We start from the raw sequence: 18,243 nt of genomic DNA, 5'->3' as shown, positions 1-18,243 counted from the left end.
TGGATGCCTCCAAATCCGTGAAATGCCTCAGCTTTCGCTGAGGGCGACTTTCATGTCCTTGACCTGATAGATGACCTCGCCATCCGCCTCCACAATCCCGTCGGCCACGCCCATGGTCAGGCGGCGCGTTTGGATCGCTTTGGTAAAATCGATCTTGTAAGTCAGCATCTTGCGGTCGGGCCGGACCATGCCGGTTAGCTTCACCTCACCCACGCCCAGTGCATACCCGCGCCCCTGCCAGCCGCGCCAGCCAAGGTTGAAGCCGGTGAGCTGCCACAGACCATCAAGCCCCAAACACCCCGGCATGATCGGGTTGCCAGGAAAGTGGCAGTCAAAGAACCAAAGGTCTGGCGTGATATCAAACTCTGCCAGCACGTGCCCTTTGCCATGCGCGCCGCCATCTCCAGAGATTTTGGTGATCCGATCCATCATTAGCATCGGCGGGGCAGGGAGTTGCGCGTTGCCTTCTCCAAACAGTTCCCCCCGGGCGCATTTCAAAAGGTCGTCTTTGCCAAAGCTCGAAGGATAAGGGCTCATTTTTCGCTGCTCTCTCAAAAATCCAAGTTGCGAGACACCTAGCATCGCCCCGATTCAAAGAGCAAGCATTTGACCCCCATTGATAAACGCGTTCGTTTTCACCTAATGTATACCCAGATGATAGGCTCACAGATGACTGATATCGGAACAGAACGTTCGACCAAATGGCTCTCAGGCGCTGATCTGCGTCCGACCCGTCAGCGAATGACGCTTGCGAAATTGCTCGTGGGTGATGGCAAGAACCGTCATGTGACGGCCGAAAGCCTTTATGCTTCCGCCTCTGGCTGCGATGAGAAAGTGTCACTCGCCACCGTCTACAACACGCTGCGGGCGTTTTGTGATGCGGGGTTGATGCGGGAGATTACGGTGGATGGCTCCAAGAGCTATTTCGACACCAATATGTCCGACCACCCGCATTTTTATTGGGAAGACACCTCCACGCTCACCGATGCACCGGCAGAGCAGTTGGAATTCAGTCGAGTACCCAACGCGCCAAAAGGGGCGGAGATTGCATCGGTAGACGTGGTGATCCGTCTGCGCCGCACCTAAGCGGTCAGAACCACTGTCCGGGCTCCATCAGGCCCAAATCAATCAATTGCTGTGATGCCAAGGGAAGGCCTAGGTGTTCATCTCGTGATCGTTCAATAGATGGTCTTCGTTGATCAGCAGGCCGGGTTTCGTGCGGAACGGGGCGATCCAATCGATCCGGCGGCGCAGGTAGGGGACGTGTTCTTCAAACCGGCAGCGCAGCCCGCCAAAGAAATCCAACTGACGTTTGTGGAACCTGTCCCTCTCGATATGCCGCGTCAGCGCGTAGTAGCCTAACTTGTCTAGATACGCATCGTCGAGCGATATTGCATTCGGGTGGCGCCCCAGATTACCCGCATAGATGTCAACGACATAGGTCATCAGGCTTTCGCGCCGTTCCTCCATCGAAAAGGCCAACATCTCCCCCACGGTGCGGTTTTCGCAGAAGGGGAAGAACAGGTATTCGCCGTTGTAGCAGTAATAAATCCATTGACCCGAGGCCGCAGCGATAACCGCATTCACCGCACGTGACATAGCTGCATCTTCGCCCATGTCGTGCGTGATGCGGGTGACTTTCGGCGCCACATCCTCCGCAATCTCAATCACAGGCGCGCCCAATGCAAAAATCGTTTTTAATTAAACGGTTACGTGATGGCGAAGGGTTGAATTCACCTCGATCCCGTCTTCCATGAACACAAGCGCAATCGGCCCCTTCGCCGGGGTGCGTTCTTGCTGGGCCAGATAATCAATCAGCGTCGGGTGTGTCATGGTAGTGAGTGTTAGGATTTCGCCTCAGGACTTGGTTAATTCTGGTGGCATTGCAAGCGACCTTCGCACTCGGTAGAAGCGTCCGAACTCCAGTGTAGCTTTGGTGCAAAAATGTCTGCCGACAAAAAACTGTTTATCAAGACCTATGGCTGTCAGATGAACGTCTATGACAGTGAACGGATGGCGGAAGTGTTGGGCGGAAAGGGTTATACGCAGACAGACACGCCAGATGATGCGGATATGATCCTGCTCAACACTTGCCACATCCGTGAAAAGGCGGCGGAGAAGATTTATTCTGAGCTGGGTCGTTTCAAAGGTCTGAAGGCTGCCAACCCAGACCTTAAGATCGGTGTCGCAGGCTGCGTGGCGCAGGCCGAAGGGGAAGAGATTATCAAGCGTCAGCCGATGGTGGATCTGGTCGTCGGGCCACAAAGCTATCACCGCCTGCCCGCGATGGATGATGCGATCCAGACGGGGGCCAAAGCGCTCGACATCGATTTTCCGGAAGATGACAAATTCGAAACGCTGAAAAAGCGCAAGAAGGGCAAGCGCGCCCCGACCGCTTTCCTGACTGTGCAAGAAGGGTGCGATAAGTTCTGTGCCTTCTGCGTTGTGCCTTATACACGCGGGGCAGAGGTGAGCCGCCCCTCTGACCGCGTCATCAACGAGGCAAGGGAACTGGTGGAAAGTGGTGTGCGAGAAATCACGCTCTTGGGTCAGAACGTGAATGCCTACAATGGTCATGAGGGCGGTCTTGCCGGCCTCATCTGGGCGCTCGATAAGATTGACGGACTCGACCGAATCCGCTTCACCACCAGCCACCCGAATGACATGGACGACGTGCTGATTGAGGCGCATGGCACCTGCGACAAGTTGATGCCCTACCTGCACTTGCCTGTGCAATCAGGCTCGGACCGCATCCTGCAAGCGATGAACCGCAAACATACGGCAGAAGAGTACGTCCGCCTCATCGAACGCATCCGCGATGCGCGACCTGATCTGCTTTTGTCCGGTGACTTCATCGTAGGCTTCCCGGGTGAAACTGATCAGGACTTTGAAGACACGATGGAGCTGATCCGCACCGTGAACTACGGGCAGGCCTATTCCTTCAAATACTCCACCCGCCCAGGTACGCCCGCTGCTGAAAAGCCGCAGCTGCCAGAGGATGTGATGTCAGAGCGTTTGCAGGCCCTGCAAGCCTTGCTCAAATCTCAACAGATCGCGGCGCAGGACAGCATGGTCGGGCGCACCGTGAAGGTTTTGTTTGAGAAGAAGGGCCGCGAAGATGGGCAGCTTATCGGCAAGTCTGAATACCTGCACGCGATTTACGCAGACGCGCCAGAGGATGCCCTCGGCGACATCCGCGACGTGTACGTTGCAGAAGCGGGCCCGAACTCTCTCGCGGGGCGCCTCGTCGCCTGATTGGGCGATGGCAACTGCCTTAATTTTGCGACGATTTTGGAGCTACCCGGCTGACAAACGTGCTGGTTACCGCCCACCGTTGCGCTTTTTAACACAATATCTGGTGAAATTTGCCTCGAATCGAGCTTGATGTTGAGACAGTCCCTTTAGGTTAGTGTATCGTGCTGGTGAGCAGACAAGAATAGCTTGCCAGAAGCAGAAGGCTATCGTCGTGACAAAGAAGACCAACCCTTTTGTGACCGCAGTTGCGGGCCCGTGTGTGGGAACACTCAGCGCTACAACCGTCGTCGCAGATGCCCACGCAATCGAAGTCGTGGGCTAAGAATATACCCCAACAATCTGGACCGACCCTGACGGCTGTCAGCACTGAGTGATGGATGACGGGTTCGAAGGTTACATGAGCCCGCACTGCACCCGTGATGGCCGCTCAGTGTGTAACCGCAGCGAGATTTGCGGGATCATCTCCACCGACACGTTGTTCGCGACTGACAAAGAATAGATCAGCCGCAGCAAAAAGGCTGAACTGATGGATTGGTTCCAGCAGACCGAAGCCTTCGGGTTCCTGATCTACGGTCACACCGATGCGCGGGCCTCTGATGAATACAACATGGACCTGTCCAACCGCCGCGCCAATGCGGTCGCAAGCATCGCAAGCATCGCACGCGATGCAGGGGTCCGCGTTGTTGACGTGAAAGTCTTTGGTGAGCGGATGCCCAAGGTCGCAGGCTACTCAGCCGCTGCGTACCGGGAAAACCGCCGCGTAGAAGTCTAATGCTTGAGATAGGGGAAAGATCGATGACACTTGTAAAACTGACCTTTGCCTCGCTGACTGCTTTGTCAATCTCCGGCTGCGCGTTCATTGAAGGGGGCAACCGCACGAGTGCTGAACGCTTCGTGGACGCAGGCCAAGACGCCAAAAAACTCAGCAACCTTGTTGCCGGCATGTGGGTTGATCCAAACGGCTGTGAACACTGGATCAGCAACGACGGGATCGAAGGCTATCTGTCCGAGCGGCTGACCCCAGATGGACATCCGGTTTGTTCCGGCGTGGCACCGCCCAACACAGCGACCGGCCCGTTCCGTCAGGGCACAGACATCACAGACCCGCTCTAAGAGTGCTGGATTACACATCAAATGGGCCGCGGTTTCAGCTGCGGTCCTTTTTTGTTGTCATTTTCGTGACATTTTGGGACATCGGCTTGCACAGCCTTACATAGCTTGCCACCATAGAAGTGAACTTGAATCAGGAGACTTGATTGGCCACCAGCGCCCTGACCCCACCGACTGACCTCAACGCCGAATTGGTGTTGGAATTTCCCGACAATTTCTTGCTGATTGATCTGTGCGGCGAATACGATCGCAATCTCACCGAAATCGAAGTTGCGCTATCCGTCCAAATCCTGCGGCGGGGCAATCAACTGTCGATCCTTGGGGAAGAGGATGCGCAAAAGACAGCTGCGCGTGTGTTGCAATCCATCTACCAGCGGCTTGAGGCTGGCAAATCGGTGGAACGCGGTGACGTCGACCGCGAATTGCGCATGGATATGACCGAAGGCTATTCGCCCATCGTTGCCGACGATCAGAAGGAACTGTTCAAAGGCGACGCCTCCGCTAACCGGATCGAGATTAAGACCCGCAAGAAACTGATCGAGCCGCGCACGGATGCGCAAAAGACCTACGTCAAATCGCTTTTTGACAACGAACTGGCCTTCGGGATCGGGCCTGCGGGTACGGGTAAAACCTACCTTGCGGTGGCTGTCGGCGTGAACATGTTCATCAACGGTCAGGTCGACCGGATCATCCTGTCACGCCCCGCGGTCGAAGCAGGCGAAAAGCTGGGCTACCTGCCCGGCGATATGAAGGACAAGGTCGATCCCTATATGCAACCGCTTTATGACGCGCTGAACGACTTCCTGCCGGGCAAGCAGGCCGCAAAATTGATCGAAGAAAAACGGATTGAGATTGCGCCCTTGGCCTTCATGCGGGGTCGAACGCTGTCCAATGCCTTTGTCGTGCTTGATGAGGCGCAAAACGCCACCTCCATGCAGATGAAAATGTTCCTGACCCGTCTGGGAGAGGGTAGCCGCATGGTCATCACCGGCGACCGCACGCAGATCGACCTGCCGCGTGGGGTGAGTTCCGGCCTCTGGGATGCGGAGCGGTTGCTGAAAAACATCCCGAAGATCAGCTTCAACTACTTCACTTCCAAGGATGTCGTGCGTCACCCGTTGGTCGCTGCGATTATTGAGGCGTATGAGGCGGACACGGACAGCTAATGTCGGTCGATTGCATCATTGAGGATCGCCGTTGGGCGGAAGCGGGGATATTGCAGATCGCGTTTCAAGCCTATGATGCGACGCTGCGCAAGCTGGGCTACAATCCCGAACGGTTCGAGATTGGCTTGCTAGCTTGCAACGACGACAAGATCGCGGATCTCAACGCCGAATTTCGCGGCCAACCGACCCCCACTAACGTGCTCAGTTGGCCGTCTGCTGAACGCGGAGCGGAGGATGACGGCGGGAAACCGCTGGAAGTGTTACAGGAAATGAGCGGCGATACCTTTCTGGGTGACGTCGCAATTTCCTACGACACCTGTCTTGCCGAGGCGCAAAATGCCGATAAATCATTGAAAAGTCACACGCTTCACCTGCTCATCCACGGCACCCTGCATCTTTTTGGCTACGATCACGAACTCGATGCCGATGCGGAGTTGATGGAAAGGCTGGAGACGCAGATACTTGCAACATTGGGTCAGCCTGACCCATATAGCCAACAGTCGCGCCAAGGTGGCGCGCATTCAGGATAGGAGAAAATGGGCGACACACCCGACGGGTCCTCTAACGCAGCGCGGAGCGCGCAGGACATTCAATCAACTTCCCACGATCGTGGCTTCTTGAGCCGCATCTTTGGTGTCAATTCGACTACAAACGGCGAACCGAAACCCGAAGCCCAAAGTGTGGAGACGAAACCCCAACTCCCAATGCTAGGCATGCTGAACCTGCGCCGGATGAGCGTGGAGGAAGTCATGGTGCCCAAGGCGGACATTACAGCCGTCCCCGTCACCATTGCGAAAGCGGAACTGGTGAAAGTCTTCCGTGACAGCGGCCTCACCCGACTGCCTGTGTTTGACGGCACATTAGACACACCACTGGGGTTCGTGAACCTCAAGGATTTCGCCCTGAAGCACGGCTTTAGCGGCTCAACCACCAAACTTGACCTGATGAAACTGGTGCGCCCGCTTCTTTTCGTCCCGCCGTCTATGCCGTTGGGCATCCTGCTACAGAAAATGCAGGCAGAGCGGATCCACATGGCCCTCGTCATCGATGAATATGGCGGCACAGACGGTTTGCTGACCATCGAAGACCTGTTGGAACAGGTCGTTGGCGAGATCGAGGATGAACACGACGTCGAAGAAGCCAAAAGCTGGCGCCTCGAAAAGCCCGGCTGCTACATCGCGCAGGCTAAAACTTCCCTCGATGAATTTGGGGTTGAGATTGGCATCGACCTGAAAGCTGACGCCGACGTCGATGATGAAGAGATCGACACGCTCGGCGGGCTTGTATTCAAACTGCTCGGGCATGTGCCCGTGCGGGGTGAAGTGGTTGCCCATCCACATGGTCCGGAGTTTGAAGTGTTGGACGCTGACCCGCGGCGCATCAAACGGCTGCGCGTGCGCGTGCCGACCTTGGCCGAAGGCTGATACACGGATGACGGGGGCGCTGCTGCAACCTTGGCCGCGGCGCGTCTGCCTGTTCGGATTAGGTGCCGCAGCCGCGCTGGGCCACGCTCCTACTGATCTTTGGTTTCTGACCCCTCTGGCCTTGGCCACATGGCTGGCGCTGCACGTCTCCATGCAAACAGCCCGACAAGGCTTTGGCATCGCTTGGTGGCTGGGCCTTGGGTATTTTGCGCTCAGCCTGCGCTGGATTGTTGAGCCGTTCCTTGTGGACGCCGCCACTTTCGGCTGGATGGCCCCGTTTGCGATTATTCTCATGGCCTCCGGCGCGGCCATTTTCTGGGGCATCGCTGGGTGGCTGGCGACGCGGTTCGCGCCGAAATCTGCCATCGGAGCTATTGCTGCACTCACGCTGGTTGAAATCACCCGTTCTTACATCTTCACCGGCTTTCCTTGGGCGCTTATCGGTCACATCTGGATCGACACACCCATCGCGCAATCTGCCGCGCTATGGGGGCCGCATGGCCTGACGCTGATCGCCCTCCTATTGGCGCTGGCCATCTTCCACCTTTCGCGGCGGCGCATCGTTTGGGCGGTGGTTCCCGCCGCCATCGCCGCCGGATGGCTTGTCCCCATTCCAGTTGAACCCGTCGAAACCGACGCCCCCACAATCCGCATCGTTCAGCCCAACGTACTTCAGAATGAGAAATGGGATCCAGTCTATAAATCGATCAACTTCCAACGCACGCTTGATCTCAGCACCCCAGACCGTGGCGATGTCGACCTCATCGTCTGGCCCGAAACTGCCGTTGTTGACATCCTCGAATATGCGCAACCAAGCTTTGATGCGATCTCCGACATGGCCGAAGGCATCCCTGTCATCACGGGGGTGCAGCGTCGCTCAGGCGGCGATATCTTTCACAACAGCCTGATCCTGCTTGGGCGCGGTGGGGTGATAGAGGCGACCTACGACAAACAGCACCTTGTCCCTTTTGGTGAGTTCGTTCCGGGAGGGGAGATTGCAGCACGCCTAGGCCTGCGCGGTCTGGCCTCTTCCCAAGGGTTTGGTTTCACCAAAGGCACCACGGCGGATTTGATCGACATTCCCAACCTCGGACCAATCCGCCCACTGATCTGCTATGAAGGCATATTTGCGGAAGAGATTGGCTCCAAAGATCGCCGCCCTCGGCTCCTCCTCCTCATCACCAACGATGCATGGCTTGGCAAAGGCGCAGGGCCGGAACAACACCTCGCACAAGCACGGCTCAGAGCTATCGAGCGGGGTCTGCCCATAATCCGCTCCGCCAACACAGGCATCAGCGCGGTCATCGACGCGCGGGGTCGCGTGCTTCAATCCCTCCCGCTCGACATGGCCGGTTTCATCGACGCCGCCTTGCCGCCCGCATTTCCGAAAACCCTTTATGCAAAAGTCGGCGACATTCCGGCGGCATTGGTGGCGCTTTTCCTGCTGACACTAGGCATTCTGCGTGCGCGACGTTTTCACCATTGACGTGATTGCATGCCGCGCGTAGCAACTTCCCGGGTCTGTCACAACGGCTTCCTGACGTGGCAGTAATTTTCTGATCGGAGCACTCTCATGGCACGCCAAAACTACATTTTCACGTCGGAATCCGTGTCCGAAGGCCACCCGGATAAGGTCTGCGACCGTATCTCAGACGCGGTCCTCGACGCATTCCTCAGCGAAGAACCAGAGGCGCGTGTCGCTTGCGAAACTTTTGCCACGACAAACCGAGTGGTCATCGGGGGTGAGGTGGGCCTTTCCGACTCTGATAAACTGGGCTCTTACATGGGTAAGGTCGAGGATATCGCGCGGGCCTGCATCAAGGACATCGGGTATGAGCAGGACAAATTCCACCACGCGACTTGCGAGATCACCAACCTGCTCCACGAACAATCTGCCCACATCGCGCAGGGCGTTGATGCGTCTGAGGACAAGGATGAAGGTGCCGGCGACCAAGGGATCATGTTCGGCTACGCGACAACCGAAACCGACGCGCTGATGCCCGCCCCAATCCAGTACTCCCACGCGATCCTGCGCCGTCTGGCGGAAGTGCGAAAATCAGGCCAAGAACCAACACTGCGCCCCGATGCGAAAAGCCAGGTGTCCTTGCGCTATGAAAATGGTGTGCCCGTAGAGGTCACCTCCATCGTGCTTTCCACCCAGCACGCCGATGAAAACCAGACAAGCGACGACATCCGCGCGATCGTGGAACCCTATATCCGCGAAGTGCTGCCTTCCAGCCTTATCACCGCCAACACCAAATGGTGGGTGAACCCAACGGGTACCTTTGTGATCGGTGGTCCTGATGGGGATGCTGGTCTGACAGGCCGCAAGATCATCGTCGACACCTACGGTGGTGCTGCACCACACGGCGGCGGTGCCTTTTCCGGCAAAGACCCGACCAAAGTGGACCGCTCAGCGGCCTATGTGTCCCGTTATTTGGCCAAGAACGTGGTTGCCGCTGGCATGGCAGAGCGCTGCACGATCCAGCTTTCCTACGCGATTGGTGTTGCCAAGCCACTGTCGATCTATGCTGACACTTACGGCACAGGGCAAGTGGACGACGCCGCGATTGAGAAGGCCATTGACGACGTAATGGACCTCACCCCACGCGGTATCCGCCAGCATCTTGGACTCAACAAACCAATCTATGAGCGCACTGCCGCTTATGGCCACTTTGGGCGCGAACCAGAGGATGATGGCGGCTTTAGCTGGGAGCGCACCGATCTGGTCGATGCGCTCAAGAAAGCGGTCTAAGCCGATCAAACTCCAATTATTGCGGCCCAGCCTTCCCGAAAGGTTGGGCCGTTTCTTTTTCTGGCGCGGGCAATTGCCTCACCCCGCTGGCTTTGCTAACCGCGGCCCATGACGTCAAAGAAACACCCCTCAGGCGCGCCGTGGCGCAATTTTTACGGTCGGTTCAAAGGCAAAGGTCTGCGCGACGCGCAGGAGGCTTATCTGAACGAAGATCTCACCGCGCTCTCGCCTGGACCTGTCACATGGGACGACAACCCCGATCGTATCCCGCTCGATCTGAAGGAACGGTTCGGTGCGCGGGAGATGTGGTTGGAGATTGGCTTTGGCGGCGGCGAACATTTCGTCCACATGGCTGAACGCTACCCAGAGGTGGGCATCATCGGGTGCGAACCTTACATCAACGGCGTTGCTATGCTGCTCGGCAAAATTCGCAAAGTGGGGGTTGAGAATGTCGCCATTCACGCCGGGGACGCGCGCGATTTATTCGATGTGATCCCTGACGGCACCTTCACCAAAGTGTTCCTCAACTACCCTGACCCGTGGCCCAAGAAACGCCATCACCGACGCCGTTTTGTGACGCCAGAACACCTCGAACCGCTCCACCGCGTCATGGCCGCAGGCGCTGAACTGCGTGTCGCCACGGATATCAAAGACTACGTCCGCCAAACGTTGGATCAGGTGCCAAAGCACGGGTTTGAGTGGCTGGCTGAACGCCCCGCCGATTGGCGGGAGCCGTGGGCGGACTGGCATTCCACCCGTTACGAACAAAAGGCGCTGCGCGAAGGCCGCACGCCGCATTATCTGACTTTCCGCCGGACCTGAGCTGCGCCGAACACGCAGGCGATGGACCTTGCGCAGGCGATGGGCTAGGGGAACGGTACAACGAACAAAGGTGGTTTTATGTCCGGTCACGGTACCCCCATTCCAATGACATCCCGCAAGTGCGGCCCCTTGAAGGGGGAGGCGCATGTTCCCGGTGACAAATCCATTTCGCACCGCTCTCTGATCCTTGGCGCATTGGCGGTGGGGGAAACGCGGATTACCGGCCTGTTGGAAGGTGAGGATGTGCTCGACACCGCGAAAGCCATGCGGTCTTTCGGGGCGACTGTCACCGATCACGGCGGCGGCGAATGGTCGGTGCAAGGGGTTGGTGTCGGCGGCTTAATGGAACCCGATCATGTGATTGATTGCGGTAACTCTGGCACAGGCGTGCGCCTGATCATGGGGGCAGCGGCCACATGCCCGATCACGGTCACCTATACAGGCGATGCCTCATTGAACGGGCGTCCGATGGGGCGGGTGACTGATCCTTTGGCGCTTTTTGGCACCAAAGCCTACGGGCGCGAGGGTGGGCGTTTGCCGATGATGCTTGTCGGGGCGGAGATGCCGGTGCCAGTGACATACACCGTGCCCGTCCCATCCGCTCAGGTGAAATCCGCTGTCCTGCTTGCGGGCCTCGGTGCCCCTGGTCAGACGGTCGTGATCGAAAAGGAAGCCACCCGTGACCATACAGAGCGTATGTTGCAAGGTTTCGGTGCAGAACTGACGGTTGAGGAGACGGACGAGGGCCGCAAGATCACCCTCACAGGTCAACCCAACCTGAAACCGCAAACTATTGTCGTGCCGCGCGATCCATCCTCCGCCGCGTTCCCTGTCTGCGCTGCGATCATTACGCCAGGCTCTGACGTTTTGGTTCCGAACATCGGCCTCAACCCGACCCGCGCAGGGCTCTTCACCTCCCTGCAAGAAATGGGCGCAGACCTCACCTATGAGAATATTCGCGAAGAAGGGGGGGAGCCTGTCGCCGATCTCCGCGCCAAATTCTCCCCCGATCTCAAAGGCATCGCCGTACCACCCGCCCGCGCTGCCAGCATGATTGACGAATACCCCGTCCTGTCCGTAGTTGCCGCCTTCGCGGACGGCGTCACCGACATGCAGGGCGTCAAAGAGCTGCGCGTTAAAGAAAGTGACCGTATTGACGCAATGGCCACGGGGCTTCGTGCAGCGGGTGTCACCGTTGATGAAGGCGAAGATTGGTGGAAAGTCACCGGTCTTGGCCACGGCAACGTGCCAGGTGGTGCGACGGTTGAAAGTCACCTCGACCACCGCATCGCAATGGCGTTTATTGTGATGGGCATGGCCACGCAAGAGCCGATGAGCGTGGATGATGGCTCCCCCATTGCGACGTCGTTCCCAATCTTCGAGGACTTGATGGCAAACCTCGGCGCGCAAATCATGCGGTCCAACAGCTGACCACTGCGCTGGTCTTTCGTTTTGCAAACGGCTACTCAAGACGCCAAGCAAAGGGTGGAGCGTGAGATGCCATTTACCATAACGATTGATGGGCCTGCCGCCGCTGGTAAAGGTACCGTTAGCAAAGCCGTTGCTGCGCATTTTGGCTTTGCACATCTGGACACTGGCTTGCTTTATCGCGCGGTCGGGGCCAAGGTTCTGACGGGGGCGGAACCCATCGCTGCTGCACAAACCTTGCAGCCCACCGACCTCGAAAACCCTGACCTGCGCACCCAAACTGTCGCGCAAGAAGCCAGCAAAGTCGCTGTCATAGCGGAGGTCCGCAGCGCATTGACCGATTTCCAACGCAACTTTGCCGCGCAAGGCCCCGGTTCGGTCCTTGATGGGCGCGACATCGGCACGGTCATTTGCCCGAATGCCGATGTGAAGCTTTTCGTGACAGCAAGCGCTGAAACCCGCGCCGACCGTCGTTACAAGGAACTGAAGGAACGCGGCGCGGATGTGACATCCGAAGGCGTGCTTGAAGACGTCATTGCCCGCGACACGCGCGACCGCGAACGCGCAACGGCCCCCCTCATCGCGGCGGAGGATGCGGTGACAATCGACACCTCAGGCATGACAATTGAAGAGGCGGTCGCGGCAGCTATCGCTGCCATTAATGCCAAACGCGGCTAGCGCTTAGTGGTGACGCAGCCAAATCTCATAAGACAGTTTGATCTTTGAATAATCGTAGATGATTGACGGGCGCGGTGTCTCACCGTCAGATGACCCGATCTGATCTGATGTGAGGGGCCAGCGTTTGAATGTTGTTGGGGACACATGCGAGAACTTCTCCTATTCACGCAAACAGGGTGCGCTGAACCGTTTGCGCATCGGGCGTCTCTAGGCGATCCACAAAGTCTCTGCCATGCGTCTGCGGATTCGGGGCGATCAGGTGGTGCGACATGACGCGGTGGAGATGTCAGCAACCGCGCCACAGCACGCGGGCGGCTTAGGCTATTCCTACATCGCTTTCGATCCTGATTTCATACCTTGGACCGCGCCGCAGCGGCGGAGATGGAGGCGGTTGCCAAAGGCGCATTCAAACCCAACGAGGGCGAACGGGATGATCTTGTGTACTTCTCCTGTATGCCGTGGCTAGATTACACGTCGATGAACAACGTAATGGCCGATCGCAACGATTGCATCCCGCGCGTTTCATGAAGAAATTCGTCCAAGACGCGGATGGTGTCTGGCGCATGGCGATGACGTTAGAGGTGCATCACGCCGTCATGGATGGCGAACACGTGGGCGCGTTCTTTAAAACGGTTCAAACCACGCTTGACGGCCTCTCAGCGAAACTACGCTCAAAGCCCTTGCCACATTAGGAATAAGGGCCTATACGCCCGCTTGTCTAAGCGTCGAGACAGGCGCGGGCAATGAGACTCGAGCAGGGTTGGTTCGTCCAACCCTGTTTTTACGTTTCAAGGTCTCGACCAACTGAAATCTAAAGACCGGTGGAGACAACCACCCGGCCCGTATAAAATGTAATGTTAGGAAACGAACGCCACATGGCTGAAAACGTATCAATGGAGGAATTCGAAGCCCTCCTCAATGAAAGCTTCGAAATCGACACGCCGCAAGAAGGCAGCGTTGTCAAAGGCAAAGTCATTGCAATTGAAGCGGGCCAAGCCATCATCGACGTAGGCTACAAAATGGAAGGCCGCGTCGAACTGAAAGAATTCGCAAACCCAGGCGAAGACCCAGACCTGTCTGTTGGTGACGAGGTTGAGGTATATCTGCGCGCTGCAGAAAACGCCCGTGGCGAAGCTGTTATCTCTCGCGAGATGGCGCGCCGCGAAGAAGCCTGGGATCGTCTGGAAAAAGCCTATGCGGATGAAGAGCGTGTCGACGGCGCGATCTTTGGTCGTGTCAAAGGCGGCTTCACTGTTGATCTTGGTGGTGCGGTTGCGTTCTTGCCAGGCTCTCAGGTTGACGTCCGCCCAGTGCGCGACGCGGGTCCATTGATGGGCCTCAAACAGCCATTCCAGATCCTGAAAATGGACCGCCGCCGTGGCAACATCGTTGTGTCCCGCCGTGCGATCCTTGAAGAATCTCGCGCAGAACAGCGTGCAGAGGTTATCGGGAACCTGGCAGAAGGTCAGGAAGTGGACGGTGTCGTTAAGAACATCACTGAATACGGTGCCTTCGTTGACCTCGGCGGTGTTGACGGTCTCCTGCACGTTACTGACATGGCATGGCGCCGCGTGAACCACCCATCTGAGATCCTGACGATCGGTGAAACGATCAAAGTTCAGGTCATCAAGATCAACAAAGAAACCCACCGTATCAGCCTTGGTATGAAGCAGCTGCAGGCCGACCCATGGGATTCTGTCGCAACCAAGTACGCTCTTGAAACAGTGCACACAGGTCGCGTCACAAACATCACCGACTACGGTGCATTTGTTGAGCTTGAGCCAGGTGTCGAAGGTCTGGTCCACGTGTCTGAGATGTCCTGGACAAAGAAGAACGTTCACCCAGGCAAGATTGTGTCTACGTCTCAAGAAGTCGAAGTCATGGTTCTGGAAATCGACGGTGCCAAGCGCCGCGTGTCCCTTGGCCTCAAGCAGACACAGCGCAACCCATGGGAAGTCTTCGCTGAGACACACCCAGAGGGCACAGAGGTTGAAGGCGAAGTTAAGAACATCACCGAATTCGGTTTGTTTGTTGGCCTTGAAGGCGACATCGACGGCATGGTCCACCTGTCTGACCTGACATGGGAAGGCCGCGGCGAAGACGTCATCGGCGACTTCCGCAAGGGTGACATTGTTCAAGCCAAAGTTGCTGAGATCGACGTTGAGAAAGAGCGCATCTCGCTCTCCATCAAGGCGCTCGGCGGTGATCCATTCGCAGATGCAATCGGCGATGTGAAGCGCGGTTCGATCATCACTGTGGAAGTGACTAAGATCGAAGACGGCGGTATCGAAGTGGCTTACGAAGGCATGACGTCCTTCATCCGCCGCTCCGACCTCAGCCGTGACCGCTCCGAGCAGCGTCCAGAGCGGTTCGGCGTTGGCGACAAGGTCGATGTTCGTGTCACCAACATCGACAGCAAGACACGCAAGCTGGGTCTGTCGATCAAGGCACGCGAAATTGCAGAAGAAAAAGAAGCTGTGGAGCAGTATGGTTCCTCTGACTCCGGTGCGTCCTTGGGCGACATCTTGGGTGCGGCTTTGAAAGGCGACGAATAAGTTACCTGATTTTCGGATCGAAAGGGCCTGCGCATTTTGCGCGGGCCCTTTTTCTTTGGCCTTGTCGAATCGATTCTTCAGTGAGGCTGAAAACCCACCTATCAGGGGTTTCAACGTCGCATCGTCAAAAAGACGCCGCCTAATCCCCTACAAAAAGACGAAAAACGCCAAAATCAGCGTTTTCTGACTATTGGGTCGATCTGAAATTGCCCCTATAGTGTTTTGGACTGCTAATACGTATGCGGTGCTTTTAAAGGCTGCTGAATAGGGGGGACATCTATGATCCGGTCTGAATTGATTCAGAAACTCGCTGATGAAAACCCGCATTTGTACTACCGCGATGTTGAGCGGATTGTGAACACCATCTTTGACGAAATCACTGGCGCAATGGCTGATGGTCACCGCGTCGAACTGCGTGGATTTGGTGCATTCTCTGTCAAAAAGCGCGATCAGCGCATTGGGCGGAACCCGCGCACTGGTGAATCCGTTCATGTTGAAGAAAAGCATGTCCCGTTCTTTAAGACGGGCAAACTCCTACGTGATCGTCTTAACGGCGGCTAAAGGCTCAGACCATGAAAACCATTCGCTACGCCTTTTGGGCTATCGTTGCTGTTTGTCTCATCCTTGTTGGGATCGCCAATCGGGAGATTGTGACCCTGCAAGCGATGCCAACCCCATTGGCGGACTTCTTATTGATTTCCCCAACGGTGCAACTGCCGCTCTTCGTTGTGATCCTGCTCAGTGTTGGCGCTGGCCTGTTGATCGGCTTTCTTTGGGAGTGGGTGCGCGAACACCGCCTTCGGGCCGACGGACGCTCCCGAGCGCGTGAGGTGGAAAGTTTGCGCCGCGAAGTGGCCGACCTGAAGCAATCCAAAACGACCAATGAAGGCGATGAAATCCTCGCCCTGATCGACGCGCCCTCGCGCTAAACCTCATGTCACAGTCACGCGCCAAAATATGCGGGCTGAAAACCCCCGCAGACGTGGATGCTGTTGCCGCGGCTGGTGCGCAGTACGCAGGCTTTAACTTCTTTGCCAAATCCCCGCGGGCCGTTGACTTCGACACTGCGCGGGAGCTTTGCATTCACGCGCCTGTGGGTTTGGCGAAAGTTGCGCTCGTCGTGGATGTAGATGACGCCTTCCTAGATGCGCTGACGGATGCTGTGCCCCTCGACATGCTACAGCTTCACGGCCACGAAAGCCCTGAGCGGGTGCAAGAGGTGCGCGCACGCTACGGTCTACCTGTGATGAAGGTGCTTGGCATTGCAGACGCTGATGACCTGCCCGCGATCGACACCTATGGCGATGTGGCCGATCAACTCCTCCTCGACGCAAAACCGCCAAAGGACGCGGTTCTGCCGGGCGGCAATGGCCTGCGTTTTGACTGGACGCTGCTGGCCGACCGCAAGTTCTGGCCTCGTCCTTGGATGCTCGCGGGCGGTCTCGACCCTGACAACGTGGCAGAGGCGATGCAGCGCACCGGCGCGACCCAAGTCGATGTGGCGTCTGCCGTGGAATCAGCCCCCGGTCAAAAAGACGCGGAGTTGATCCGGCAATTCTGTGCAAATGCAGGCATTACCTCAGACCCGCAAGCTTGAGGCATTGCGCCGCAGAACACCAACGAAAGTGCGCAAACCCCTTTGCAGGCCTTGCACTTGCCCAAATTTTTCGGAACATGCGGCTTCCAGCTTAGGAGCGCGATATGGCACACGACCTTTTCAATTCCTTCATGACAGGCCCCGACGAAAAGGGTCGGTTTGGTGACTTTGGTGGGCGCTTCGTTTCTGAAACGCTGATGCCGCTGATCCTTGAGTTGGAGCAGCAGTATGAGAATGCAAAAACCGATAAGAGTTTCTGGGCGGAGATGCATGATCTCTGGACCCACTACGTCGGCCGCCCCAGCCCGCTCTATTACGCGGAACGCCTGACGGAACATTTGGGCGGTGCCAAGATTTACCTGAAACGCGATGAGCTGAACCACACAGGCGCGCATAAGATCAACAACGTGCTGGGGCAGATCATCCTCGCCCGCCGTATGGGCAAGACACGGATCATCGCGGAAACCGGTGCTGGCCAGCACGGTGTGGCGACAGCAACCGTCTGCGCCAAGTTCGGTCTCAAATGCATTGTCTACATGGGCGCGCATGACGTGGAACGTCAGGCCCCCAACGTGTTCCGCATGCGCCTTTTGGGGGCCGAGGTTATCCCCGTGACGTCAGGCCGTGGCACGCTAAAGGACGCGATGAACGACGCGCTGCGCGATTGGGTGACCAATGTGCGTGACACGTTCTACTGTATCGGCACCGTCGCTGGTCCGCACCCATACCCAGCGATGGTGCGCGACTTCCAAGCCATCATCGGCAAGGAAGCCAAAGAACAAATGATGGCGGCGGAGGGCCGTTTGCCCGACACCATCATCGCCGCCATCGGCGGTGGCTCCAACGCGATGGGTCTGTTCTTTCCGTTCCTCGACGATAAAGAAGTGAACATCATCGGGGTTGAAGCGGGCGGCAAAGGCGTGAACGAAAAGATGGAGCATTGCGCCTCCCTCACTGGTGGGCGTCCCGGCGTTCTGCACGGCAACCGCACTTACCTTTTGCAAGACGACGACGGGCAAATCCTCGAAGGCTTCTCCATCTCTGCCGGTCTCGACTATCCGGGCATCGGGCCAGAACACGCTTGGCTGCACGAAATCGGGCGGGCGAAGTATGTTTCCATCACCGACAAGGAAGCACTCGACGCATTTCAGGTGTGCTGCCAGCAGGAAGGAATCATTCCTGCGTTGGAGCCGTCCCACGCCCTCGCACACGTTATGAAAATTGCCCCAGACCTACCAAAAGATCATCTGATCTGCATGAACATGTGCGGCCGCGGCGACAAAGACATTTTCACGGTCGCGCGGGCGCTCGGCTTTGAAATGGGTGAGTTCGAGTAACCTAACACCCTGTTTTTAGCGAAAACGTCTGGTCGTTGCCCGGGCGTTTTGCGTTTATAAATTCAAGCTTATGCGTTTTGGTCTTAGGTTTACGCTTGGCAATCTAAACCTCAGGC

The 18,243-nt window shown here is 57.1% G+C and carries 24 protein-coding genes and 1 riboswitch; of the genes, 20 read left to right on the top strand and 4 right to left on the bottom strand.

All coding sequences use genetic code 11. The features are described 5' to 3' along the window. Positions 1 to 27 precede the first annotated feature (27 nt). A complete protein-coding gene (gene fabA, locus ACTF5F_RS07540) occupies positions 28 to 537 on the bottom strand; it encodes a bifunctional 3-hydroxydecanoyl-ACP dehydratase/trans-2-decenoyl-ACP isomerase (RefSeq protein WP_438956263.1) in 510 nt (169 codons plus the stop codon). Between the two features lie 132 nt (positions 538 to 669). Between fabA and irr the strand changes: the two genes are divergently transcribed. Further along, entirely contained in the window at positions 670 to 1,086 is a 417-nt protein-coding gene (gene irr, locus ACTF5F_RS07535; RefSeq protein WP_438956262.1) for a Fur family transcriptional regulator Irr, read from the top strand. A 69-nt stretch (positions 1,087 to 1,155) separates the two neighbouring features. Here irr and ACTF5F_RS07530 read toward each other — a convergent pair whose 3' ends face one another. Together ACTF5F_RS07530 and ACTF5F_RS07525 are read right to left on the bottom strand one after the other, a co-directional pair. Further along, the gene (locus ACTF5F_RS07530; protein WP_438956261.1) at positions 1,156 to 1,683 is read right to left on the bottom strand and encodes a hypothetical protein; all 528 of its coding nucleotides are present in this window, start codon (positions 1,681 to 1,683) and stop codon (positions 1,156 to 1,158) included. Positions 1,684 to 1,701: 18 nt separating this feature from the next. Next, positions 1,702 to 1,833, bottom strand: coding sequence for a hypothetical protein (locus tag ACTF5F_RS07525; RefSeq protein ID WP_438956260.1), 132 nt, complete (start codon positions 1,831 to 1,833; stop codon positions 1,702 to 1,704). A gap of 111 nt (positions 1,834 to 1,944) precedes the next feature. On the opposite strand from ACTF5F_RS07525, the gene miaB reads away from it, so the two are divergent. The 12 genes from miaB (at position 1,945) to ACTF5F_RS07465 (ending at position 12,638) form a co-directional block, all read left to right on the top strand. Beyond that, positions 1,945 to 3,255, top strand: a complete 1,311-nt coding sequence (miaB, locus tag ACTF5F_RS07520; RefSeq protein ID WP_438956259.1) for a tRNA (N6-isopentenyl adenosine(37)-C2)-methylthiotransferase MiaB — start codon at positions 1,945 to 1,947, stop codon at positions 3,253 to 3,255. Between the two features lie 373 nt (positions 3,256 to 3,628). Further along, entirely contained in the window at positions 3,629 to 3,754 is a 126-nt protein-coding gene (locus tag ACTF5F_RS07515; RefSeq protein ID WP_438956258.1) for a hypothetical protein, read from the top strand. Between the two features lie 27 nt (positions 3,755 to 3,781). Further along, positions 3,782 to 4,027, top strand: a complete 246-nt coding sequence (locus ACTF5F_RS07510) for an OmpA family protein (RefSeq protein ID WP_438956257.1) — start codon at positions 3,782 to 3,784, stop codon at positions 4,025 to 4,027. Between the two features lie 23 nt (positions 4,028 to 4,050). Further along, entirely contained in the window at positions 4,051 to 4,368 is a 318-nt protein-coding gene (locus ACTF5F_RS07505) for a hypothetical protein (RefSeq protein WP_438956256.1), read from the top strand. A 143-nt stretch (positions 4,369 to 4,511) separates the two neighbouring features. Continuing rightward, complete coding sequence (locus ACTF5F_RS07500) at positions 4,512 to 5,531, top strand: PhoH family protein (RefSeq protein WP_438956255.1); 1,020 nt, start codon at positions 4,512 to 4,514, stop codon at positions 5,529 to 5,531. Further along, entirely contained in the window at positions 5,531 to 6,061 is a 531-nt protein-coding gene (ybeY, locus tag ACTF5F_RS07495) for an rRNA maturation RNase YbeY (protein ID WP_438956254.1), read from the top strand. Before ACTF5F_RS07500 ends, ybeY begins: the two co-directional genes overlap by 1 nt. 6 nt (positions 6,062 to 6,067) lie before the next feature. Next, complete coding sequence (locus tag ACTF5F_RS07490; RefSeq protein WP_438956253.1) at positions 6,068 to 6,955, top strand: hemolysin family protein; 888 nt, start codon at positions 6,068 to 6,070, stop codon at positions 6,953 to 6,955. A gap of 7 nt (positions 6,956 to 6,962) precedes the next feature. Beyond that, positions 6,963 to 8,441 carry an apolipoprotein N-acyltransferase gene (lnt, locus tag ACTF5F_RS07485; RefSeq protein WP_438956252.1) on the top strand — a complete coding sequence of 493 codons (1,479 nt, stop codon included), beginning with the start codon at positions 6,963 to 6,965 and terminating at the stop codon, positions 8,439 to 8,441. Between the two features lie 32 nt (positions 8,442 to 8,473). Then, positions 8,474 to 8,523: riboswitch (SAM-SAH riboswitch) on the top strand. Between the two features lie 5 nt (positions 8,524 to 8,528). Continuing rightward, positions 8,529 to 9,710, top strand: a complete 1,182-nt coding sequence (gene metK, locus ACTF5F_RS07480; protein ID WP_438956251.1) for a methionine adenosyltransferase — start codon at positions 8,529 to 8,531, stop codon at positions 9,708 to 9,710. A gap of 108 nt (positions 9,711 to 9,818) precedes the next feature. Next, positions 9,819 to 10,532: a tRNA (guanosine(46)-N7)-methyltransferase TrmB gene (gene trmB / locus ACTF5F_RS07475; RefSeq protein WP_438956250.1), complete on the top strand. Its 714-nt coding sequence runs from the start codon at positions 9,819 to 9,821 to the stop codon at positions 10,530 to 10,532. A gap of 78 nt (positions 10,533 to 10,610) precedes the next feature. Then, positions 10,611 to 11,963: a 3-phosphoshikimate 1-carboxyvinyltransferase gene (aroA, locus tag ACTF5F_RS07470; RefSeq protein ID WP_438956249.1), complete on the top strand. Its 1,353-nt coding sequence runs from the start codon at positions 10,611 to 10,613 to the stop codon at positions 11,961 to 11,963. Positions 11,964 to 12,029: 66 nt separating this feature from the next. Next, entirely contained in the window at positions 12,030 to 12,638 is a 609-nt protein-coding gene (locus tag ACTF5F_RS07465) for a (d)CMP kinase (protein WP_438956248.1), read from the top strand. 3 nt (positions 12,639 to 12,641) lie between these two features. Here the strand turns inward: ACTF5F_RS07465 and ACTF5F_RS07460 are convergent, their stop codons facing one another. Next, positions 12,642 to 12,782 (bottom strand): hypothetical protein, encoded by a 141-nt coding sequence (locus ACTF5F_RS07460; RefSeq protein WP_438956247.1) that lies wholly within the window; start codon positions 12,780 to 12,782, stop codon positions 12,642 to 12,644. 213 nt (positions 12,783 to 12,995) lie between these two features. On the opposite strand from ACTF5F_RS07460, the gene ACTF5F_RS07455 reads away from it, so the two are divergent. The 7 genes from ACTF5F_RS07455 (at position 12,996) to trpB (ending at position 18,127) form a co-directional block, all read left to right on the top strand. After that, positions 12,996 to 13,166 (top strand): hypothetical protein, encoded by a 171-nt coding sequence (locus ACTF5F_RS07455; protein ID WP_438956246.1) that lies wholly within the window; start codon positions 12,996 to 12,998, stop codon positions 13,164 to 13,166. Continuing rightward, on the top strand, positions 13,163 to 13,330 hold the full coding sequence (locus ACTF5F_RS07450) for a hypothetical protein (RefSeq protein WP_438956245.1): 168 nt from the start codon (positions 13,163 to 13,165) through the stop codon (positions 13,328 to 13,330). The genes ACTF5F_RS07455 and ACTF5F_RS07450 overlap by 4 nt, the downstream gene beginning before the upstream one ends. 183 nt (positions 13,331 to 13,513) lie before the next feature. Continuing rightward, on the top strand, positions 13,514 to 15,193 hold the full coding sequence (gene rpsA / locus ACTF5F_RS07445) for a 30S ribosomal protein S1 (RefSeq protein WP_438956244.1): 1,680 nt from the start codon (positions 13,514 to 13,516) through the stop codon (positions 15,191 to 15,193). 279 nt (positions 15,194 to 15,472) lie between these two features. Continuing rightward, positions 15,473 to 15,754 carry an integration host factor subunit beta gene (gene ihfB / locus ACTF5F_RS07440; protein WP_438956243.1) on the top strand — a complete coding sequence of 94 codons (282 nt, stop codon included), beginning with the start codon at positions 15,473 to 15,475 and terminating at the stop codon, positions 15,752 to 15,754. An 11-nt stretch (positions 15,755 to 15,765) separates the two neighbouring features. Continuing rightward, positions 15,766 to 16,122: a lipopolysaccharide assembly protein LapA domain-containing protein gene (locus tag ACTF5F_RS07435; RefSeq protein ID WP_438956242.1), complete on the top strand. Its 357-nt coding sequence runs from the start codon at positions 15,766 to 15,768 to the stop codon at positions 16,120 to 16,122. A gap of 5 nt (positions 16,123 to 16,127) precedes the next feature. Next, a complete protein-coding gene (locus tag ACTF5F_RS07430; RefSeq protein WP_438956241.1) occupies positions 16,128 to 16,790 on the top strand; it encodes a phosphoribosylanthranilate isomerase in 663 nt (220 codons plus the stop codon). A gap of 104 nt (positions 16,791 to 16,894) precedes the next feature. Then, positions 16,895 to 18,127, top strand: coding sequence for a tryptophan synthase subunit beta (trpB, locus tag ACTF5F_RS07425; RefSeq protein ID WP_438956240.1), 1,233 nt, complete (start codon positions 16,895 to 16,897; stop codon positions 18,125 to 18,127). The last annotated feature ends 116 nt before the right edge of the window (positions 18,128 to 18,243 follow it).

The organism is Cognatiyoonia sp. (assembly GCF_965661665.1).
In the GTDB taxonomy this organism is placed as follows: domain Bacteria; phylum Pseudomonadota; class Alphaproteobacteria; order Rhodobacterales; family Rhodobacteraceae; genus Cognatiyoonia.
The sequence above is the reverse complement of the archived record's forward strand: the minus strand, read 5'-3'. Positions and strand labels throughout refer to the sequence as shown.

Coding starts and splice junctions, on each gene's coding strand:
- fabA (WP_438956263.1), bottom strand. CDS start 537: ATGAGCCCTTATCCTTCGAGCTTTGGCAAAGACGACCTTTTGAAATGC.
- irr (WP_438956262.1), top strand. CDS start 670: ATGACTGATATCGGAACAGAACGTTCGACCAAATGGCTCTCAGGCGCT.
- ACTF5F_RS07525 (WP_438956260.1), bottom strand. CDS start 1,833: ATGACACACCCGACGCTGATTGATTATCTGGCCCAGCAAGAACGCACC.
- miaB (WP_438956259.1), top strand. CDS start 1,945: ATGTCTGCCGACAAAAAACTGTTTATCAAGACCTATGGCTGTCAGATG.
- ACTF5F_RS07515 (WP_438956258.1), top strand. CDS start 3,629: ATGGATGACGGGTTCGAAGGTTACATGAGCCCGCACTGCACCCGTGAT.
- ACTF5F_RS07510 (WP_438956257.1), top strand. CDS start 3,782: ATGGATTGGTTCCAGCAGACCGAAGCCTTCGGGTTCCTGATCTACGGT.
- ACTF5F_RS07505 (WP_438956256.1), top strand. CDS start 4,051: ATGACACTTGTAAAACTGACCTTTGCCTCGCTGACTGCTTTGTCAATC.
- ybeY (WP_438956254.1), top strand. CDS start 5,531: ATGTCGGTCGATTGCATCATTGAGGATCGCCGTTGGGCGGAAGCGGGG.
- ACTF5F_RS07490 (WP_438956253.1), top strand. CDS start 6,068: ATGGGCGACACACCCGACGGGTCCTCTAACGCAGCGCGGAGCGCGCAG.
- lnt (WP_438956252.1), top strand. CDS start 6,963: ATGACGGGGGCGCTGCTGCAACCTTGGCCGCGGCGCGTCTGCCTGTTC.
- metK (WP_438956251.1), top strand. CDS start 8,529: ATGGCACGCCAAAACTACATTTTCACGTCGGAATCCGTGTCCGAAGGC.
- trmB (WP_438956250.1), top strand. CDS start 9,819: ATGACGTCAAAGAAACACCCCTCAGGCGCGCCGTGGCGCAATTTTTAC.
- aroA (WP_438956249.1), top strand. CDS start 10,611: ATGTCCGGTCACGGTACCCCCATTCCAATGACATCCCGCAAGTGCGGC.
- ACTF5F_RS07465 (WP_438956248.1), top strand. CDS start 12,030: ATGCCATTTACCATAACGATTGATGGGCCTGCCGCCGCTGGTAAAGGT.
- ACTF5F_RS07450 (WP_438956245.1), top strand. CDS start 13,163: ATGAAGAAATTCGTCCAAGACGCGGATGGTGTCTGGCGCATGGCGATG.
- rpsA (WP_438956244.1), top strand. CDS start 13,514: ATGGCTGAAAACGTATCAATGGAGGAATTCGAAGCCCTCCTCAATGAA.
- ihfB (WP_438956243.1), top strand. CDS start 15,473: ATGATCCGGTCTGAATTGATTCAGAAACTCGCTGATGAAAACCCGCAT.
- ACTF5F_RS07435 (WP_438956242.1), top strand. CDS start 15,766: ATGAAAACCATTCGCTACGCCTTTTGGGCTATCGTTGCTGTTTGTCTC.
- ACTF5F_RS07430 (WP_438956241.1), top strand. CDS start 16,128: ATGTCACAGTCACGCGCCAAAATATGCGGGCTGAAAACCCCCGCAGAC.
- trpB (WP_438956240.1), top strand. CDS start 16,895: ATGGCACACGACCTTTTCAATTCCTTCATGACAGGCCCCGACGAAAAG.